14 protein-coding genes and 1 tRNA gene are annotated in these 14,654 nt (G+C 61.6%); 4 read left to right on the top strand and 11 right to left on the bottom strand.

Going from position 1 to position 14,654, the window contains the following annotated elements:
* The 9 genes from BRA42_RS04355 to BRA42_RS04395 form a co-directional block, all read right to left on the bottom strand.
* Nucleotides 1–521, bottom strand: a 521-nt coding sequence (locus BRA42_RS04355) for a hypothetical protein (RefSeq protein WP_342771088.1), incomplete at its 3' end; no start/stop codon positions are given.
* Nucleotides 522–812: 291 nt separating this feature from the next.
* Complete coding sequence (locus BRA42_RS04360) at nucleotides 813–1,544, bottom strand: fasciclin domain-containing protein (protein WP_292408989.1); 732 nt, start codon at nucleotides 1,542–1,544, stop codon at nucleotides 813–815.
* Between the two features lie 207 nt (nucleotides 1,545–1,751).
* The gene (locus BRA42_RS04365; RefSeq protein ID WP_342770733.1) at nucleotides 1,752–3,182 is read right to left on the bottom strand and encodes an aldehyde dehydrogenase family protein; all 1,431 of its coding nucleotides are present in this window, start codon (nucleotides 3,180–3,182) and stop codon (nucleotides 1,752–1,754) included.
* An 8-nt stretch (nucleotides 3,183–3,190) separates the two neighbouring features.
* A complete protein-coding gene (locus tag BRA42_RS04370) occupies nucleotides 3,191–4,267 on the bottom strand; it encodes an MFS transporter (RefSeq protein WP_342770734.1) in 1,077 nt (358 codons plus the stop codon).
* Between the two features lie 2 nt (nucleotides 4,268–4,269).
* Complete coding sequence (locus tag BRA42_RS04375) at nucleotides 4,270–6,162, bottom strand: beta-CASP ribonuclease aCPSF1 (RefSeq protein WP_292408996.1); 1,893 nt, start codon at nucleotides 6,160–6,162, stop codon at nucleotides 4,270–4,272.
* 20 nt (nucleotides 6,163–6,182) lie between these two features.
* Nucleotides 6,183–6,827 carry an archaeal proteasome endopeptidase complex subunit beta gene (psmB, locus tag BRA42_RS04380; RefSeq protein WP_292408998.1) on the bottom strand — a complete coding sequence of 215 codons (645 nt, stop codon included), beginning with the start codon at nucleotides 6,825–6,827 and terminating at the stop codon, nucleotides 6,183–6,185.
* Nucleotides 6,828–6,972: 145 nt separating this feature from the next.
* Nucleotides 6,973–7,833, bottom strand: coding sequence for a CBS domain-containing protein (locus BRA42_RS04385; RefSeq protein ID WP_292409000.1), 861 nt, complete (start codon nucleotides 7,831–7,833; stop codon nucleotides 6,973–6,975).
* Nucleotides 7,834–7,847: 14 nt separating this feature from the next.
* Nucleotides 7,848–8,276, bottom strand: a complete 429-nt coding sequence (locus tag BRA42_RS04390; protein WP_292409002.1) for a universal stress protein — start codon at nucleotides 8,274–8,276, stop codon at nucleotides 7,848–7,850.
* 40 nt (nucleotides 8,277–8,316) lie between these two features.
* Nucleotides 8,317–9,360 (bottom strand): amidohydrolase family protein, encoded by a 1,044-nt coding sequence (locus tag BRA42_RS04395; protein ID WP_292409004.1) that lies wholly within the window; start codon nucleotides 9,358–9,360, stop codon nucleotides 8,317–8,319.
* 46 nt (nucleotides 9,361–9,406) lie between these two features.
* Here BRA42_RS04395 and BRA42_RS04400 point away from each other — a divergent pair, with 46 nt between their 5' ends.
* Nucleotides 9,407–9,565: a preprotein translocase subunit Sec61beta gene (locus BRA42_RS04400; protein WP_292409006.1), complete on the top strand. Its 159-nt coding sequence runs from the start codon at nucleotides 9,407–9,409 to the stop codon at nucleotides 9,563–9,565.
* Here the strand turns inward: BRA42_RS04400 and BRA42_RS04405 are convergent.
* Both BRA42_RS04405 and BRA42_RS04410 read right to left on the bottom strand, forming a co-directional pair.
* Complete coding sequence (locus tag BRA42_RS04405) at nucleotides 9,562–10,317, bottom strand: coenzyme F420-0:L-glutamate ligase (RefSeq protein WP_292409009.1); 756 nt, start codon at nucleotides 10,315–10,317, stop codon at nucleotides 9,562–9,564. The two genes, BRA42_RS04400 and BRA42_RS04405, sit on opposite strands and share 4 nt — an antisense overlap.
* Nucleotides 10,318–10,442: 125 nt before the next feature.
* Nucleotides 10,443–11,675, bottom strand: a complete 1,233-nt coding sequence (locus tag BRA42_RS04410) for a glycosyltransferase (RefSeq protein ID WP_292409017.1) — start codon at nucleotides 11,673–11,675, stop codon at nucleotides 10,443–10,445.
* A 108-nt stretch (nucleotides 11,676–11,783) separates the two neighbouring features.
* Here BRA42_RS04410 and BRA42_RS04415 point away from each other — a divergent pair, with 108 nt between their 5' ends.
* The 3 genes from BRA42_RS04415 to BRA42_RS04425 all read left to right on the top strand — a co-directional run bounded on the left by BRA42_RS04415 (nucleotide 11,784) and on the right by BRA42_RS04425 (nucleotide 14,103).
* Nucleotides 11,784–13,337: an FAD-dependent oxidoreductase gene (locus BRA42_RS04415; RefSeq protein ID WP_342685868.1), complete on the top strand. Its 1,554-nt coding sequence runs from the start codon at nucleotides 11,784–11,786 to the stop codon at nucleotides 13,335–13,337.
* Between the two features lie 71 nt (nucleotides 13,338–13,408).
* On the top strand, nucleotides 13,409–13,675 hold the full coding sequence (locus tag BRA42_RS04420; RefSeq protein WP_292409015.1) for a DUF1922 domain-containing protein: 267 nt from the start codon (nucleotides 13,409–13,411) through the stop codon (nucleotides 13,673–13,675).
* Between the two features lie 343 nt (nucleotides 13,676–14,018).
* A tRNA-Leu gene (locus BRA42_RS04425) sits at nucleotides 14,019–14,103 on the top strand.
* Nucleotides 14,104–14,654 lie beyond the last annotated feature (551 nt).

Raw genomic sequence — 14,654 nt, forward strand, 5'->3', positions numbered from 1 at the left:
ACGTTCCCGGTGGGTTCCGGTGTTACATTCCCGGTCGGTTCCGGTGTCACGCCTCCGCCGGGTACGCTTACGTTCACGAACAGCGTGTATGAGGCGTTCTCAGGAGTGTGGCCCGGAGGCCCGTAAGAATAGGTCACGTTGTCCCCGTCGGTCACATCCGTCACCGCGGGCCCGGTCGTGCCTTCCTCGCCATTCACCCAGTAGGTCCAGTTGTTCGGTGTCCCGTTTACCACCTCGTTCTCAACGTCCGTAATCGAGAAAATGCTTAAATTCCCCTCCTCCGGAGGCAGGTCTTCAGCAACCTGGTACTCGAACGCTCCGAGAACCGCGGCCCTGTCAAGTGCTCCAAGAACGGTCGTCTGTGGCACCTCATACGGTTCGGTACCGTTAATCGGTGTAATGTTCACAGACTCACCCTGGTTCAGTTCGACCGGCCCCTCTCCGATCAGGACTGCCGTGCTTGCGGCAGAAAACGACAGGAGAAGAACGAGGCACAGACTGAACAGTAAAGGTCGTTTCATACATATCCCCCCTTTCAGGCAGATGAATATCCAATGTAATATAAAAATATTGTTATAATTATGATTAAACGCCTACCCACATGGATCAGGGCCCATATTCCGGACTGCTGCGGCCGGAGAGCCCCACGGTCCCGGTCACGGGCAATTGACGGCACACCCGGTTTGCGTTCTTTCACCGGCCGCGCCTGCAAAGACAGAAGTGACGTTAAGGCTCGGAATAAAGATCGAATACTCGTGATAGAATTCAGAGGACGGCAATGGTGGTTGCCGCCCCCCATCCTTCTATTACGTTCACTGCACGTTACTCACCGTCTCGTTGAGACCCGCCTCCGGAGTCACGGTCTGGTTCTCGGCCGCCGTCAGGTTCACGCTCTCAGGCACCAGCACCCGGTCGATGACGTGAATCACACCGTTTGTCGCGTTGGTGTCTGCCTCGGTGACGGTCGCGTTCTCGACCATAACCTCGCCGTCGCTGACGCTGACGTTCAGGCTCTCACCGGAGAGCGTTGTGAGCGTCGTCTCGTTTCCGGTCTCGTTCCCGCCGAGGAGCCCGCCGAAGATATCGAGAACTCCACCGTCAGACTCGTTCCCCGTCTGGTTCCCGGTCTCGTTTCCGGTCTGGTTCTCGGTCATGTTTGTGAGGTCCGCTACGGTGTACTCACCTTCAACAACGTGATACTGAAGGACCAGGGTCAGGTTTTCGGGCTCGGTCATGAGCCGGAGAACAGTGTCGTTACCGAGGGCGTCGAACGCCTCGTCGCTCGGTGCAAAGACCGTATACGGCCCTCCGGAGTTCAGGGTGTCAAAGAGCCCTGCCACATCCATCGCTTCGGCGAACCTCGTCAGGTTCTGGTCCTGCTCGATGGCGGTGGCGACTGTCATATTTGCGGTTTCGTTATCCTGTCCGGTCAGGTTCCCGGGTGTCGTTGTTGCATTCTCGTCCCCAACCACTGCCGCCGTCACACCAAACGGCATTGCCAGAAGGACAAGGATACACACACCTAACGTTGTCCATCGTCTCATACTATCATCCCCCCCTTGGGAGGAGGGAGAGGATATATATTGAATTATATAAATCTTCGCATACTTACAATAAACACTGTTTCGGAAGAACGAACCTCAAACACTGAATATTAAAGCAGGCGTCCCGGACGGGCCGGCACCCCCGGTGAGTCCAGGAAGGCCCCGGTAATCCTTGCGCAATCGGCCGGCCCTCCCCGATTTCAAGGGTTACAGCCGTACCAGTACGGCTTTCCCCTCCGTATACTCCTCAAGCGCCCGGCTGCCGTTTTCCCGGCCGATACCGCTTGCCTTCGTCCCGCCAAACGGTACCTCCGGAGGGATCTTCAGGTGCTGGTTGACCCAGACGATCCCCGCTTCGAGGCTCTCCGTCGCCCGGGCGATAGTATCCGCGTTCCGGGTCCATACCGATGCCCCGAGACCGTAACGACTATTGTTCGCCGCACTGAGCGCCTCGTCGAGGTCCGGGACGGCGGCAATCGGCAGCACCGGACCGAAGACCTCCTCCGTGAAGAGAGCGGAATCATACGGAACATCGGTGACGAGCGTCGGCAGGAAGAAATGACCGCGCTCGTACTCTTTCCCAGCCGGGGCCCGTCCGCCCGCGACGATCTCCCCCTCGTCCCGCTCCCGGGCGGCATCGACCAGGCCGCTGACCCGCTCAAGGCCCGCCCGGTTGTTCAGCGGGCCCATGCCGACGCCGCGGTCCATACCGTTCCCGACCACAATCGCCCCGACCCGGGCTACCAGACGTCGCACGAACTCGTCCGCGATCGATTCAAAGACATAGAGCCTTTTGACCGCCGTGCAGACCTGACCGCAGTTGTAGAACCGCCCCCGGACGACTCCCTCGACCGCCTTTCCGATATCCGCATCGTCACAAACGATCATCGGGTCGCTGCCTCCGAGTTCCAGCGTGAGGTGCTTCATCGTCGGTGCGGCGTCCAGGGCGACCTGCCGTCCTGTCTCGACCTCGCCGGTAAACGAAACCTTCCGAACGCCCGGGTTCCTCGCGATCTCCCGGCCGACCGTCTCCCCCGGGCCGGTGACGACGTTCAGGACACCCGGCGGAAGGCCCGCACCCCAAAGGATCTCCGTGAGCCGCATGCAGGTCAGCGGGGCTGTCGTGGCGGGCTTTAAGACCAGAGTATTCCCCGCCGCCAGAGCCGCCCCGATCTTCCAGCCCATGATGATCGCCGGCATGTTCCAGGGGATGATCGCGCCGCAGACGCCGAGCGGGCGTCTCCTGACAACGGCACGGCCGTATCCCCGGATCTTCATGAACTCTCCCTCTCCTCCCGCAGAGAGGGCATGGTAATACTCGAGGATGTTCGCAAACCCGTTGATCTCGTCGACCGCTTCGCGGATGGGCTTTCCCTGCTCGGCGGTCAGGAGCGCCCCGAGATCGGTGTTCTGCCGGCGCACCTCCTCTGCTGCGAAGAAGAGGACCTTCGCCCGATCCCGGGGACTCTTTCCGGCCCAGTCCCCGAATGCCTCCCCGGCGGCTTCCACAGCGAACCGGACATCGTCCTCGCCCCCAAGCGGCGCCTCATCAACCACGTCCCCCGTGGCGGGGTTATGCACGGGAAACACCTTCCCGGAGACCGCGTCGCGCTGCTCACCGTTGATCAGCATCTTCATACCCGATCCTATAGACGGGGGTGGTAATATGCGCACCGGCACCTGCCGACAGGAACAGCCATCGCCGCCGACATCCCGGCCAGCAGGAGGAACGCGGCCAGGAAACCGAACGCTCCGGCGGCCAGCCCCGCAAGGGCGGGAAGGAGCGTAAACCCGGCGTAAGTTGCGGAATTGAAGAGCCCGGTCATAACGCCCTGCTGAACCCTGGTCTTTGCAAGGAATGCAAGCGCCGCGACGATCACCACTCCCGCAAGGGCGCCGATGAAGGGAAAGGCATAAGGCGTAACGTAACCCGCCGCCACCGCCCCGGCCATCAGGACCGACGAGACCCGGAGGGTCGGGACCGGACGGAGGGAGAAGCGCAGCGCAATGAGCACGGCAACGGCGGTCGCGACGTTGATCGTCGCGAGCTGCAGGGCAAGGATCGACGGGTCCTGTCCGGTATACTCCGGGTAAACAGCCGCCACCGCCCCGGTCATGCCCACCAGGACGGCTGCTGCGGCAAACAGCCAGAAGTAGTCCCGGACGATCGGGGAGATGTCGACGCTCGCGAACCCGTCCCGTTCGCTCTCCCGGACCGCGATGCCCATCACGAGCGCAGGGGCGGCAAGCACCGTAAAGAGGGCAATTCCGGCAAGATGGCTATTGAGGGCCGCATCGAGCCAGCCTGCGGCAAGGAGCCCCACGACCAGGCCCAGGTTCTGGGCCGCCACAACATATCCGCTGACCCGCCCGGACGACGGGTGCGAATTTGCCCACGCAAACGCCGCCGAGAGGAAGAGCCCGGCACCGATCCCCTCCACCACCCGGAAGACGATCAGCGGCAACCCGGAAGGAAAGAGCAGGATGAGGACTCCGCTTGCGAAGGTCAGGAGAAGACCGGCACGGATGAACGGTACGCGGCCGATCCGGTCGCTTGCCATCCCTGCCGGCAGCACCGTAACGAACGTGCCGAGAAAGTAGGCGGCGTAGACCGCACCCTGCATCGCCGCTCCCTCGCCGAAATCGGGAAGCACCGGGACGACGGCGTTCGAGAGCGCCATCACCACGAATATCCCGAGAAGGACGGGCAGATTCCGGAGCATCCCTAGATCATGCGGTAGGTCTCAAGGTTCATGGGAGAATGCGTCTCGATGCGGTAGCGCTTGTAGATGGAACTTGCAAGGTCGAGGGTCTTGTTCTCGTCGCCGTGGATGGTGAAGATCTTCTCCGGGCGCGGCTGAAGGTGAGCGACGTAGTTCATCAGCTGCTTCCTGTCCGAGTGGCCGGAGAACCCGTCGCTCGTCACGATCTCGAGGTTGATCACGATCGTCTCGCGCCACCCGAGCGGGATCTCCCGCCACCCCTTCTGGATGCGCCGCCCGAGCGTCCCTTCCGCCTGGTAGCCGACGAAGACAAGCGCATTGCGCTCATCGGGGCCGAGAGCCTTGAGATATTCCATCACCGGCCCGCCGTTCAACATGCCGCTCGTGGTGATGATGACGCACGGGTCGCCCGTAATCACCTGCTCGCGGATGGCCGGCGAGTCCACCTGGACGAACGCCTCGGCAAGGAAGGGGTTGAGGCCCTCGCGGAAGATCTGGTTCCGGAGATCGCTGTTGAGGTACTCCGGGTAGGTCGTGTGGATGGCCGTCGCTTCCTTGATCATACCGTCGAGGTAGATCTTCACCGGGGGTATCTTCTGCTTCCGGATACCCTCCTCGAGGGCGAGCATGACCTCCTGCGACCGCCCGACGGCAAACGCAGGGATGATCACCTTGCCGCCGCGCTTGATCGTCCGCGAGACCGTCTCGTAGAGTTTATCCTCCGCGTCTTTCCTCTGGGGCTGGATATCGTTCGACCCGCCGTAGGTGCTCTCCATGAAGAGCGCCTCAAGGCGGGGAAAGGTCGATACCGCCGGGGAGAAGAGCCGCGTCTTCTGGTAGTTGAAGTCCCCGGTAAACGCAATGTTGTAGAGACCTTCACCGATATGGAAGTGCGCGATGGCCGACCCGAGGATATGCCCCGCGTTATGGAAGGTGAGCTTGACGTCGGGGGCGATATCGGTCACGCTGCCGTAGTTGAGGGTGATGGAGTGCTTCATGTAGGTCCGCACCTCGTTTGAGGTGTAGGGGATCTTATCCGTCTCCTTCCGGACGACGTCAAGGTAGTCGAGCTGAAGCATCGTCGAGAGGTCTCTCGTCGGCGGGGTCGAGTAGACCGGCCCTTCGTAGCCGTACTTGAAGAGAAGGGGAACGAGAGCGCAGTGGTCGAGGTGCGCATGGGTGAGCACCACCGCATCGAGCGAGTCGAGCGGATAAATCTCGGGCACGTAGAGGTACGGCGTCCCGTTCTGGGCGCTGCCCGGCTTCTCCCCGCAGTCCACCAGGATCTTGCTCTCCGGCGTCGAGACCAGGAACGCAGCACGGCCGACCTCACGGCAGCATCCGAGCGTGGTGACCCGCAGCCACTGGTCTTTGCTCGTGACCTCCCGGTGGATGCGGCGGCCGATCGCTCGCAGGAACGCCTTGCGTTCGTCCTTCACCGACCGGAGGTAGGTGCGGATCTGCTTCACCGTCGAACTCTCGATGGGCGGTGTCCGGACAACCTTCGGCGTCCAGCCGATCTGCTTTGTGATCTCCCGGAGCGTAATGCCGTTCTTGCCGATGACGACGCCGGGCTTCTCCGCCTCGATCAGGACTTCGCCGGTCTCCGGGTCGAAGAAGAGATCGGAGATCCCCGCACTCTCCGGCACCACGGCCCGGATCTCCTGAGCCGCCCGTTCCGGGTCCTCAAGGATATTCGGGCGCACGACGATGCGCTTCCGGAGGTCGCGCGCCAGTACTTTTATCAGGTCCGCCTGATCGGCAAACAGTTTCGGATCATCGGTATAAATGACAAGTTCAGGCCCCTCAAACTCGACGTCCGAAATTGCAATCCCACTGGGAACAATCTTCTCGATCTGCTCCTTAAGGTCCCGGAGTTTCTCATCAATAACCATTAAAATCGTCCTAAAAAATGTCAGGATGTCGAGTGGGCCGCAGACGGCCTCTGCAACCCGCTCTCTATGTGTTCTTCGTATTTCTCCTTCGTTATCACGACCACCATGATGTTCTCGCCGGATGCAGCGTCACGGCGCATCGCCGAGCTGACGGCGCGGACGGCGAGGTCCTTTGCCTCGTCCTCCTTCATGTCGGGGCGATACTGGTCCTCGAGCACACCGTAGGCATAGGGAGATCCCGAGCCGGTAGCGACGATATCCTCTTCCTTCGTCGCTCCGCCCATGGCATCGACGGAGTAGACGCTCGGTCCTTCATCGTCGAACCCGCCCATCAGGAGCTGGACGTAATACGGGTAGTAGCGGTTCTGATTCAGGTAATTCGAGAGCAGGGTCGATGCCGCACCGACGGACATGGTCTTGCCGCGGCGCATCTCAAAGAGGTTGCACTCGACCTGCAGTATCCGAACGAGTTGCTGCGCGTCACCGACGCCGCCGGCGGTGGTGAGGCCAATCCTCGGCGTGATCTGATAGATCTTCTTGGCCCGCTTGCTCGCGATCATGGTTCCCATCGTTGCCCGCATCTCTGTCGCAAGGACAACGCCGCCGTCGAAGATCAGTCCTACCGTGGTTGTGCCTGTCATTATCTGTTGGGAAATATCAGCCATTGAAGCACCCCTAAAATCATTAAAACACTTTATCTCGCTCAAAAGCGGTTAAGCGTATAGTGATATCATAAAACATAAATTTATCGTCGTACCGACTTTTGGGCACGACTTGATAGTCATCCATATACTATATGAATGTTGCCCCTTAACTCTTTCGCAGACCCTGCGGGTCCGGCAGCAGGACTTTGATCAACTCCCGATCGAAGAGCATGGCAATGAGCCGCTTGTTCCCGTTGACCACCGGGAGTTGATCGACCCGGGACCGCCTCATCTTCAGCGCACACTCGCTGACCTCGGCGTTCAAAGGAACTGCGAGAACGTTCCGGACCATCGCGTTCTTCACGGGGATCGGGAGGAGCTGGATCCGGGAGATCCCGTAACTGATGGTGTGCATATCCCGGATGCTCTCCCAGGTCCACTCGTCATCGTCCGTGCCGTTTGAGAAGTCGCTGACCTCGACGCCGTCCTCAATGCGCGAGTGCCTGATGAGGTCCCGCTCCGATATGATGCCGGTGAGCGTGCCGTCCTCCATCAGAACGGGGATGGCGTCGTAGCCGGAGATCTCAAGGACTCTCCCCACCAGCGAGAGGGGCGTCTCTTCCCAGAGGGCATAGGTCTTGCTGACGTAGTTGTCCTTGATGAGGGTGGTGAGGCGCATCTGGGCGATGGCGCCGATAAGGTCGGCCACGCTGATGAGCCCGATCATCGACCCGTTTTCCATGACGGGCAGCCTCCTGATGTTATGCCGCACCATCAACTGGGCCGCCTCCGAGATGGGAGCGTCCGGCCTGATGACGACCGGGTTCGGCGTCATCAAAAGCCCGAGCTGGGTCTCTTCCGCCTTGCGGAGAAGGTCCTTACGCGTGATGATGCCGACAAGCTCTCCGTTCTTCAAGACCGGCACACCACTTATACCCGTGCGCTTTAAGATGCGCAGAACGTCGTCCCTGTTGCCGGGGATCTCAACGCAGACGACGTCGGTTACCATAAAGTCCCGGACGAACATCTGCTGAGAAGCGGCTATGATCTCACCACCGTGGTCGTAATAGAACTGTTCCGCACGACGTAATCGGTCACGCTGCCGAGGAGGAGGCGGTCGACACCGCTCTTGCCGTAAGACCCGAGCATGATGAGATCGACTCCCAGTTCTTTGGCGAGGGCGACGATCTGAGACCCCGCATGCCCCTGCCCGAGGTGCGTGGTCAGCGAAACGCCTGCTGCATCCGCCTTCTTTCGAGCTGCTTCAAGAACCTCCTTGCCTTCCTTCTGCAAAACACTGTACATGACTTCGAGTGTGTTGTCCATAGGAAGGGACGAAAAGAGTCCGGATTCGACCACATAAACAACATGAACTTCGGCGTTCCAGACGCCGGCCTCGCCGATAGCCTCCTCTAAAGCCCGGTTAGCCGGCTCTGAACCGTCTATAGCAACAAGTATCTTACGGAACATACACACACACCACGCAGAACAGATACTTCTTATCTGTTTTCTATTGCGTGGTTAAAACTGTTTGGTCGACGAATGAAGAATCCAGCCGCTTTACAACGGTTGCCCGGATGTCTTTACTGAAGGAGAGATTACCTTTCTCCGGGTTTAAGACCAGCAGATGTGCTTCCTGCCCCTCTTCGAGGTATCCCGGTCTTCCGGCGAGTCCGGCCCCCGAGACCGCAGCGCGCAGGACGTCGGCAGGGGGCGCGCGGTAGACGGTCGCGGTGAAGGCCATCTCCTGGAAGAGGTCCGGCTGGACGAACATAACGTTGTCCGTCCCGAGATAGAACCTGCCGCCGAGTTCGAGGATGCGCGCAATCGGCGGGTGCGCCGGGGACGCCGCGACGCCGAGCAACCAGTTCGACCGCGGGCAGACGGCGACGGGGATATCCATATCGACGATCCGCCGGAGCTGCGCGTCCGTCGCGTGGGTGCAATGGACGAGCAGGTCTGGCTCAAACGTGAGCGCTTCATCGATATCGTCCGGGTTCTTCTCCCCGGCGTGGAAGGCGACGAGCCTCCCCGCGGCCCGCGCGCCTCTGACGACCTCTTCGGCGTTCGCCACGTCGTGGGCGCTGCTGATGCCCGCCCCGTCGCTCACCTCCTCGCCGCCTTCGCGGCCGAGGATGACGGGCAGGCAGTCGAGTCCGGCGGCCGCCTCGCGGAGCGCCGCCACACCTGCAGCCCCTCCTTCCCTGAAGTCGGCAAACCCGGCTGTTCCGGTCGCGATCATCGCGACGATGCTTGACCGCATCCCCCTGACGAGGTCGGCCCGCGGAGTTGCCGCAAGGACCCTGTGTTTTAACCCGTTCGGGGGTTTGACGAGGTCCGCAAGGCTGCCCCGGACAGGGAGGTCCATCGCGACGGTGTCGCCGAGGTGGGTATGGGCGTTAAAGAAGGCGGGCACGATCCAGCGGTTCGGTCTCCGGGGAGCGGGCTCTATCGAGGTGATAACCCCCCCCGAAACGACAATGCTGACGTCCTCTTCCCTGAGGTCTTCGCCGAGAAGCGCCCGGCCGGTGACGACATACGATGCGGCTTGCATTTGGTTGGACCCGTGTTTTAAATATGGTAAGAGAGAATATTTCTGTATGGCGAAAAAATCTGGCGGAAGACTGGTCTCCTCTGCCGGCCTGGTCAACTACTACGACAGTGAAGATCACCGGGCAATCCATATCAGCCCGCAAGTCGTGATCATCGTAACCATCGTGACCGGGGCGGCAGTCTTTATCCTCAATGCCCTCTTCTAATCCTTTTTGTTCTTCAGGGCCGTCAGGGCCGCCCTGATGATATCCTCTTTCGGCGTGAAGTAGACGGAATCGTGCCCGTTCCAGGTCCGGCAGTTCCGGAAGACCACGGCAGGAACACCCTGGTGGCTCTCGCCCATGACGAAGTTTGCGAAGGCCGCAACCTCATCGATCGCTGCTTCTTCGGTGATCTCGAGGACATGGCCGAAGAGGTCGGTGTCGCCCCGATAATCGTTGATCGCCGTCATTCCTGACCATCCGATGGCGATGCCGGTCTGGCCGCGCCGGAACGACCGCCCGCAGGTGTCGGTGATGAGCACCCGGACGTCCTTTCCGGAGATGCGACGGATCGCGTTCCGGACCTCGCCGGCGGCCCCCATGGGGTCGGGAGGGAGGACGATGATCCGGCCGTCTTCGACGTTGCTGTGGTCGACGCCTGCCCGCACGCCGATGTGACCGGATGGGAGGGCGGAGAGGATGAACGGGTGCTCGAGCAGAATATCGGTCGACGAGTCCAGCACCGCCTGCACGAAGCGGGGGTCTTCCTTCGTCTTTGCCGCGATCCGGACGGCGTCCGCACCGGGGTTGATCTCGGCGAGGTCGCGGGTGAAGCCCTTTGCCTTTGAGTAGACCGACGAGGCGACCGCGAGGATATCTCCGTCTTCGAACCTGACCCGGTCGCAGATCAGGGCTGGCAGGTCGTCGCCGTTCTGGATCAGGGGGAGGCCCTGAACACCGATTACCTGGATTGCCATGGATCAGTGATCGTCTCCGCTTGCAGAAAAATGCTCGGGTTTTCAGCAACCGGGCGCCGCCGAATTTCACCGATTACAGTTGCGGTCGGGTGCGCGGCGCGTGATCGACCCTGTTTTTTGGAGAATCACCAGCAGGGAGACTCCACCTCCCGCGTCAGCCGGAACTCCGGATCGAACGCGCCGATCAGGTCAAGGTACTGCTCGACGGAGCGGGTGAAGAGGAAGCATTCTCGCACCCGCTCGCGCGCCGCACGTCCGAGCCGTTCCGCGAGGTCGGGGTCGCGGAGCAGCCGGACGATCCTCTCCGCAGCCTCATCGACGGAGGAGACCAGAAATCCGCTCACGCCGTCCTCTATCTGGTAGCGGATGCCGCCGACGTTGCCGCCGACCACCGCCGCACCCTTCCACATCGCCTCCGATACCGTCAGCCCGAACCCCTCCCGGAGGGACTTCTGCAGGACGACCGCCGCCCGGCGCTGGAGCGCATTCACGAGCGCCCCGTCCTGGACGCTCAGCACGATGATCCGCTCGCCCCGGTGGGAGAGGAGCGACCGGTAGACGTCCGCGCCCTCCGGGTCGTCGGTCGCCACGTTCCCGACGAGGACCAGGGTGCACTCCTCCTCCTTCCTGGCCTTCTGGAAAGCCCGGACGACCCCCTCGGGGTCCTTCCAGTGGTCGAACCGCGAGACCTGAACGACCAGGGGGAGGTCGGTCGGAATATGGTAGTGTGCAAGGCGCTCGTCGATGGCGCTCTCGGAGAGTTCCCGGTTCACGATGGAGAAGGGATCGACACCTGGCGTGAAGAAGACCTGCGGTGTTCGGAGGTTCTGCCGGTAATCCCTGTTTGAGAAGATGACGGCGTCGTACTTCTCGATGAACGGGAGAAGGTAGTTCCAGACCGCCGGGTCAGGAGTGGTGAGATCGACATGGCAATGCCAGATCCAGGGGCATTTCTTCCGGTAATGGGTGATCAACGGGAGCGGCTGCGGGTCGTGAATGATGATCACGTCGTGGTCGAGGTGGTTCCGTATCGCATTCTCGTGAACGACATCTTCATAGATCTCCTTCTTGCGGTCGGTCAGGTTGATTTCGGTACCCTGGAGGGCGTTATGGAACTTCTTTGTCACGCTGAAGAAGTCCGGCGGGCCGTGGACGACGCGCCACCCGGTCTCTATGCCGAGACTGTTCATCAGGAGCGTCAGAGACGACAGGACCTGGGAGACGCCGCCGCCGTAGTAGGTGGAGTTCATGTGCATGACGTGGAGGTCCCGGAGCGGCCGGGCCTTCGCCTCAATGCGGCGTACGGTCTCTTTTCCTACGTACGGTTCATAATCCCTGATCCCGTGAATATCCCCCATCCCGATCACCTCTGCATCCCCGCGATCACACTTATGCGTAACGGCGTGCCTTCGCACAACCGTTATATGGGTGCGCGGTCTTCCCGTCAGGCGGAGGTACGGGGGGGTATGGAAGCATCACCGGACCGGAGCACCGATCTGCCGGGGACGGCGGAGTCGTACTGGATAGATTCCTCGCCGGAGACGGGGTTTCCGCCGCTTGACGGGGACGGACACGCGGACGTTGCGGTGATCGGAGGCGGAATCGCGGGGATCACCACGGCCTTTCTGCTGAAACGCGCGGGACTGACCGTCGCCCTCATCGACGCCTACCGGATCGTCACGGGCGCCACCGGGTATACGACGGCGAAGATCACCTCCCTTCACCGGCTGATTTACCGGGACCTCATCGATCGGTTCGGCGAAGCAGGGGCCCGGCAGTACGCCGCTGCAAACCGGGCGGCAATCGAGATGATCGCCTCACTCGTCCGGGAATACAGCATCCCGTGCAGTTTCGAGCGAAAACCTGCCTACACCTACGCTGAGTCGGAAGAGACCCGCGAGTCTGTTGCGGCCGAGGCCGACGCGGCACGAAGCCTCGGGCTCCCGGCGGCGTTCGTGGACGACGTGCCGCTGCCGATGGAGACCTACGGGGCCGTCGCTCTGGAGGACCAGGCGCAGTTCCACCCCCGTAACTACCTGCTGCTGCTCGCCGGACACCTCCCGGGGGAGGGGAGTTACGTCTTTGAGACGACAAGGGCCCTGGACCTCGAGGAGCGGCCGGACGGCGTCGCGGTGAGGACCGACCGGGGAACGCTCTCTTCCGACTACGCCGTTCTCGCCACGCAGTATCCCTTCTACGACTGTCCCGGCGCATATTTCGCCCGGATGCGGCCGTCTACCTCCTACGCCCTCGGCATCCGGACCGGCGAACCGTTTCCGGACGGCGTCTTCATCAACGCCGGAGGGCCCGTTCACTCCTGGCGGTCGCATCCCGCAGATGCCGGCGAACTGGTCATCGTCACCGGTGCGGAGCACGACACCGGGCAGGCGACCGACACGAAAGCGCACTGCCGCGGCCTTGAAGCGTATGCACGTTCGGTCTATCCGGACGGAGTCGTCGACTACCGCTGGTCGGCGCAGGACTACGTCACGGCCGATCGCGTCCCCTACATCGGCCCGCTCGCCTCCGGGCACGACCGCGTCTTCGTCGCCACGGGGTTCGGGAAGTGGGGGATGACCAACGGCACCGCGGCAGGGATGATCCTCACGGACCTGGTCCGGGGCCGCACGAATCCCTGGGCGGAGGTCTTCGATCCTGCACGGTTCGGGGGGCAGCCGGAGTATCCCGACGGGGTACGGAAGAAACCCGCGGTCGTCAAGGGACCGGTCGAGATCGACGCCGGCCGGCTCGACCGAGAAGCCGCGGTGATACCGCCCCGGGAAGGGAGGGTCGTCGAGATCGACGGGCGGAAGGTTGCGGTCTTTCGGGACGGGCGCGGGGGAGTCGTTGCGCTGGACCCGGCCTGCATGCACATGGGCTGCACCGTCGCCTGGAACAACGCCGAAGAGACCTGGGACTGTCCCTGCCACGGTTCGCGCTACGATACCTTCGGGAAGGTGATCCACGGGCCGGCTGTCAGGAACCTTGTGCCGCGAAGGAGGCGGAACCCTCGCCCATAGAGCGCTCCAAACCCCGGAAGAAGATAAGATAGATAACTATTTATCCGGCCGACCGCCTACTCCCAGTAGGTATGTATCTCGTCATCCGCTGCCCGGGCTGCAAGACCTTCACCTATGTGGACCGCTATCAGCGCTGGAGGCTCTGTCCGATGTGCGGGGAGGCGATCAACGTCGGACGTGCGCCGGTCTACCTGGAGACCGACGACTTCCTGGACGCAGAACAGGTGGTGGAACAACTGGAGTCGTACCTTCACCGGACCGGAAAAGAAGACCTCACCGAACAGGACCTTCAAAGGTTACGGGCCCGGTATGCCGAGTGGGTGAAAAATCGGGTCTGACTTACCAGAGACGCCCGCAACCGGGACAGAGGAGGCTCACTCGCCTTCCGCAATGCGGACAGAACAGACCACCCGTACGTTCGTCGCAGGATAGGGGTCTCCCGCACCGTTTACAATAGATCGGGGCCTCAAACCCACACTCGTGCCTGACCATCAGTTCAGGTATGTGCAGTCCTTCGCAAAAAGATTTCCTTTCCCTCTGTTTGCCGGATCCCGGGTAAACCGGAAAAATGTTCGCCTCCCGTGCAGAACTGGCCCGCCAGAACCGCCCCGCCTCTTCCGGTGTGCGGGGTGCGGCCTCCAAGGAGCAAGTATAATTCTCCCGGCACCGATATATATCCACGCGGGGGTTGCCGAGCCAGGTCAAAGGCGCTGGATTTAGGGTCCAGTCTCGCAGGAGTTCAAGGGTTCGAATCCCTTCCCCCGCATCCTAACTTCAGGTTCGATTCTCCTCTTCTTGCATTTTCGTTCGATAGAGCACGCCCGTGAGAGTCAAGTGTGCTATACATCTTGAGCTTCCTATTTGGGATGCTCGGCAACATGTGGGTTACTGCTTATTTTATTGGGCGGCACCCACGGAGACAATTAATCGGGATATTCTCTAGTGCGGTTTTCACCCGGATGCGATCGTCTGCCCCGCATCCTTACCAATTTTTCCATGAAATTCCTCCTCGTTAGGGCAATGAAAGACTCCCTAGCCCTCTGCTTCATCGCGCGACGGGGACGGTTGTCCTCTGGGGAGCCTCACCGGTCCCACCTGCAGGAGTGCGTGCTCCACATCGTGCTGCGGCACCATGCTCCGTGCGGGAGGCGTTTGTCACATCGGGGGAGCGATTCGGGTCGCTGGTTGCATCTCCCCCATCCACGATCTATCGCCTTGCACCGCCAGGCCCTCCTGAGGGGGCGGGAGGAGGCGCGAAGCGTCCGGGCGGTGGGGGTCGTTTGAGGGGTGGCCTTGCGCCATTCCTCCGTGCGCCAT

Origin of the sequence: Methanoculleus sp. UBA374 (genome assembly GCA_002508705.1) — an archaeon.
GTDB classification, from domain to species: Archaea; Halobacteriota; Methanomicrobia; order Methanomicrobiales; family Methanoculleaceae; genus Methanoculleus; species Methanoculleus palmolei.

Excerpts from the sequence above, each read along its gene's own strand:
- BRA42_RS04410 (WP_292409017.1), bottom strand. The coding sequence starts at position 11,675 with ATGGGGGATATTCACGGGATCAGGGATTATGAACCGTACGTAGGAAAA.
- BRA42_RS04405 (WP_292409009.1), bottom strand. The coding sequence starts at position 10,317 with ATGGCAATCCAGGTAATCGGTGTTCAGGGCCTCCCCCTGATCCAGAAC.
- BRA42_RS04360 (WP_292408989.1), bottom strand. The coding sequence starts at position 1,544 with ATGAGACGATGGACAACGTTAGGTGTGTGTATCCTTGTCCTTCTGGCA.
- BRA42_RS04385 (WP_292409000.1), bottom strand. The coding sequence starts at position 7,833 with ATGTTCGTCCGGGACTTTATGGTAACCGACGTCGTCTGCGTTGAGATC.
- psmB (WP_292408998.1), bottom strand. The coding sequence starts at position 6,827 with ATGGCTGATATTTCCCAACAGATAATGACAGGCACAACCACGGTAGGA.
- BRA42_RS04420 (WP_292409015.1), top strand. The coding sequence starts at position 13,409 with ATGTATCTCGTCATCCGCTGCCCGGGCTGCAAGACCTTCACCTATGTG.
- BRA42_RS04415 (WP_342685868.1), top strand. The coding sequence starts at position 11,784 with ATGGAAGCATCACCGGACCGGAGCACCGATCTGCCGGGGACGGCGGAG.
- BRA42_RS04370 (WP_342770734.1), bottom strand. The coding sequence starts at position 4,267 with ATGCTCCGGAATCTGCCCGTCCTTCTCGGGATATTCGTGGTGATGGCG.
- BRA42_RS04390 (WP_292409002.1), bottom strand. The coding sequence starts at position 8,276 with ATGTTCCGTAAGATACTTGTTGCTATAGACGGTTCAGAGCCGGCTAAC.
- BRA42_RS04400 (WP_292409006.1), top strand. The coding sequence starts at position 9,407 with ATGGCGAAAAAATCTGGCGGAAGACTGGTCTCCTCTGCCGGCCTGGTC.
- BRA42_RS04365 (WP_342770733.1), bottom strand. The coding sequence starts at position 3,182 with ATGAAGATGCTGATCAACGGTGAGCAGCGCGACGCGGTCTCCGGGAAG.
- BRA42_RS04395 (WP_292409004.1), bottom strand. The coding sequence starts at position 9,360 with ATGCAAGCCGCATCGTATGTCGTCACCGGCCGGGCGCTTCTCGGCGAA.
- BRA42_RS04375 (WP_292408996.1), bottom strand. The coding sequence starts at position 6,162 with ATGGTTATTGATGAGAAACTCCGGGACCTTAAGGAGCAGATCGAGAAG.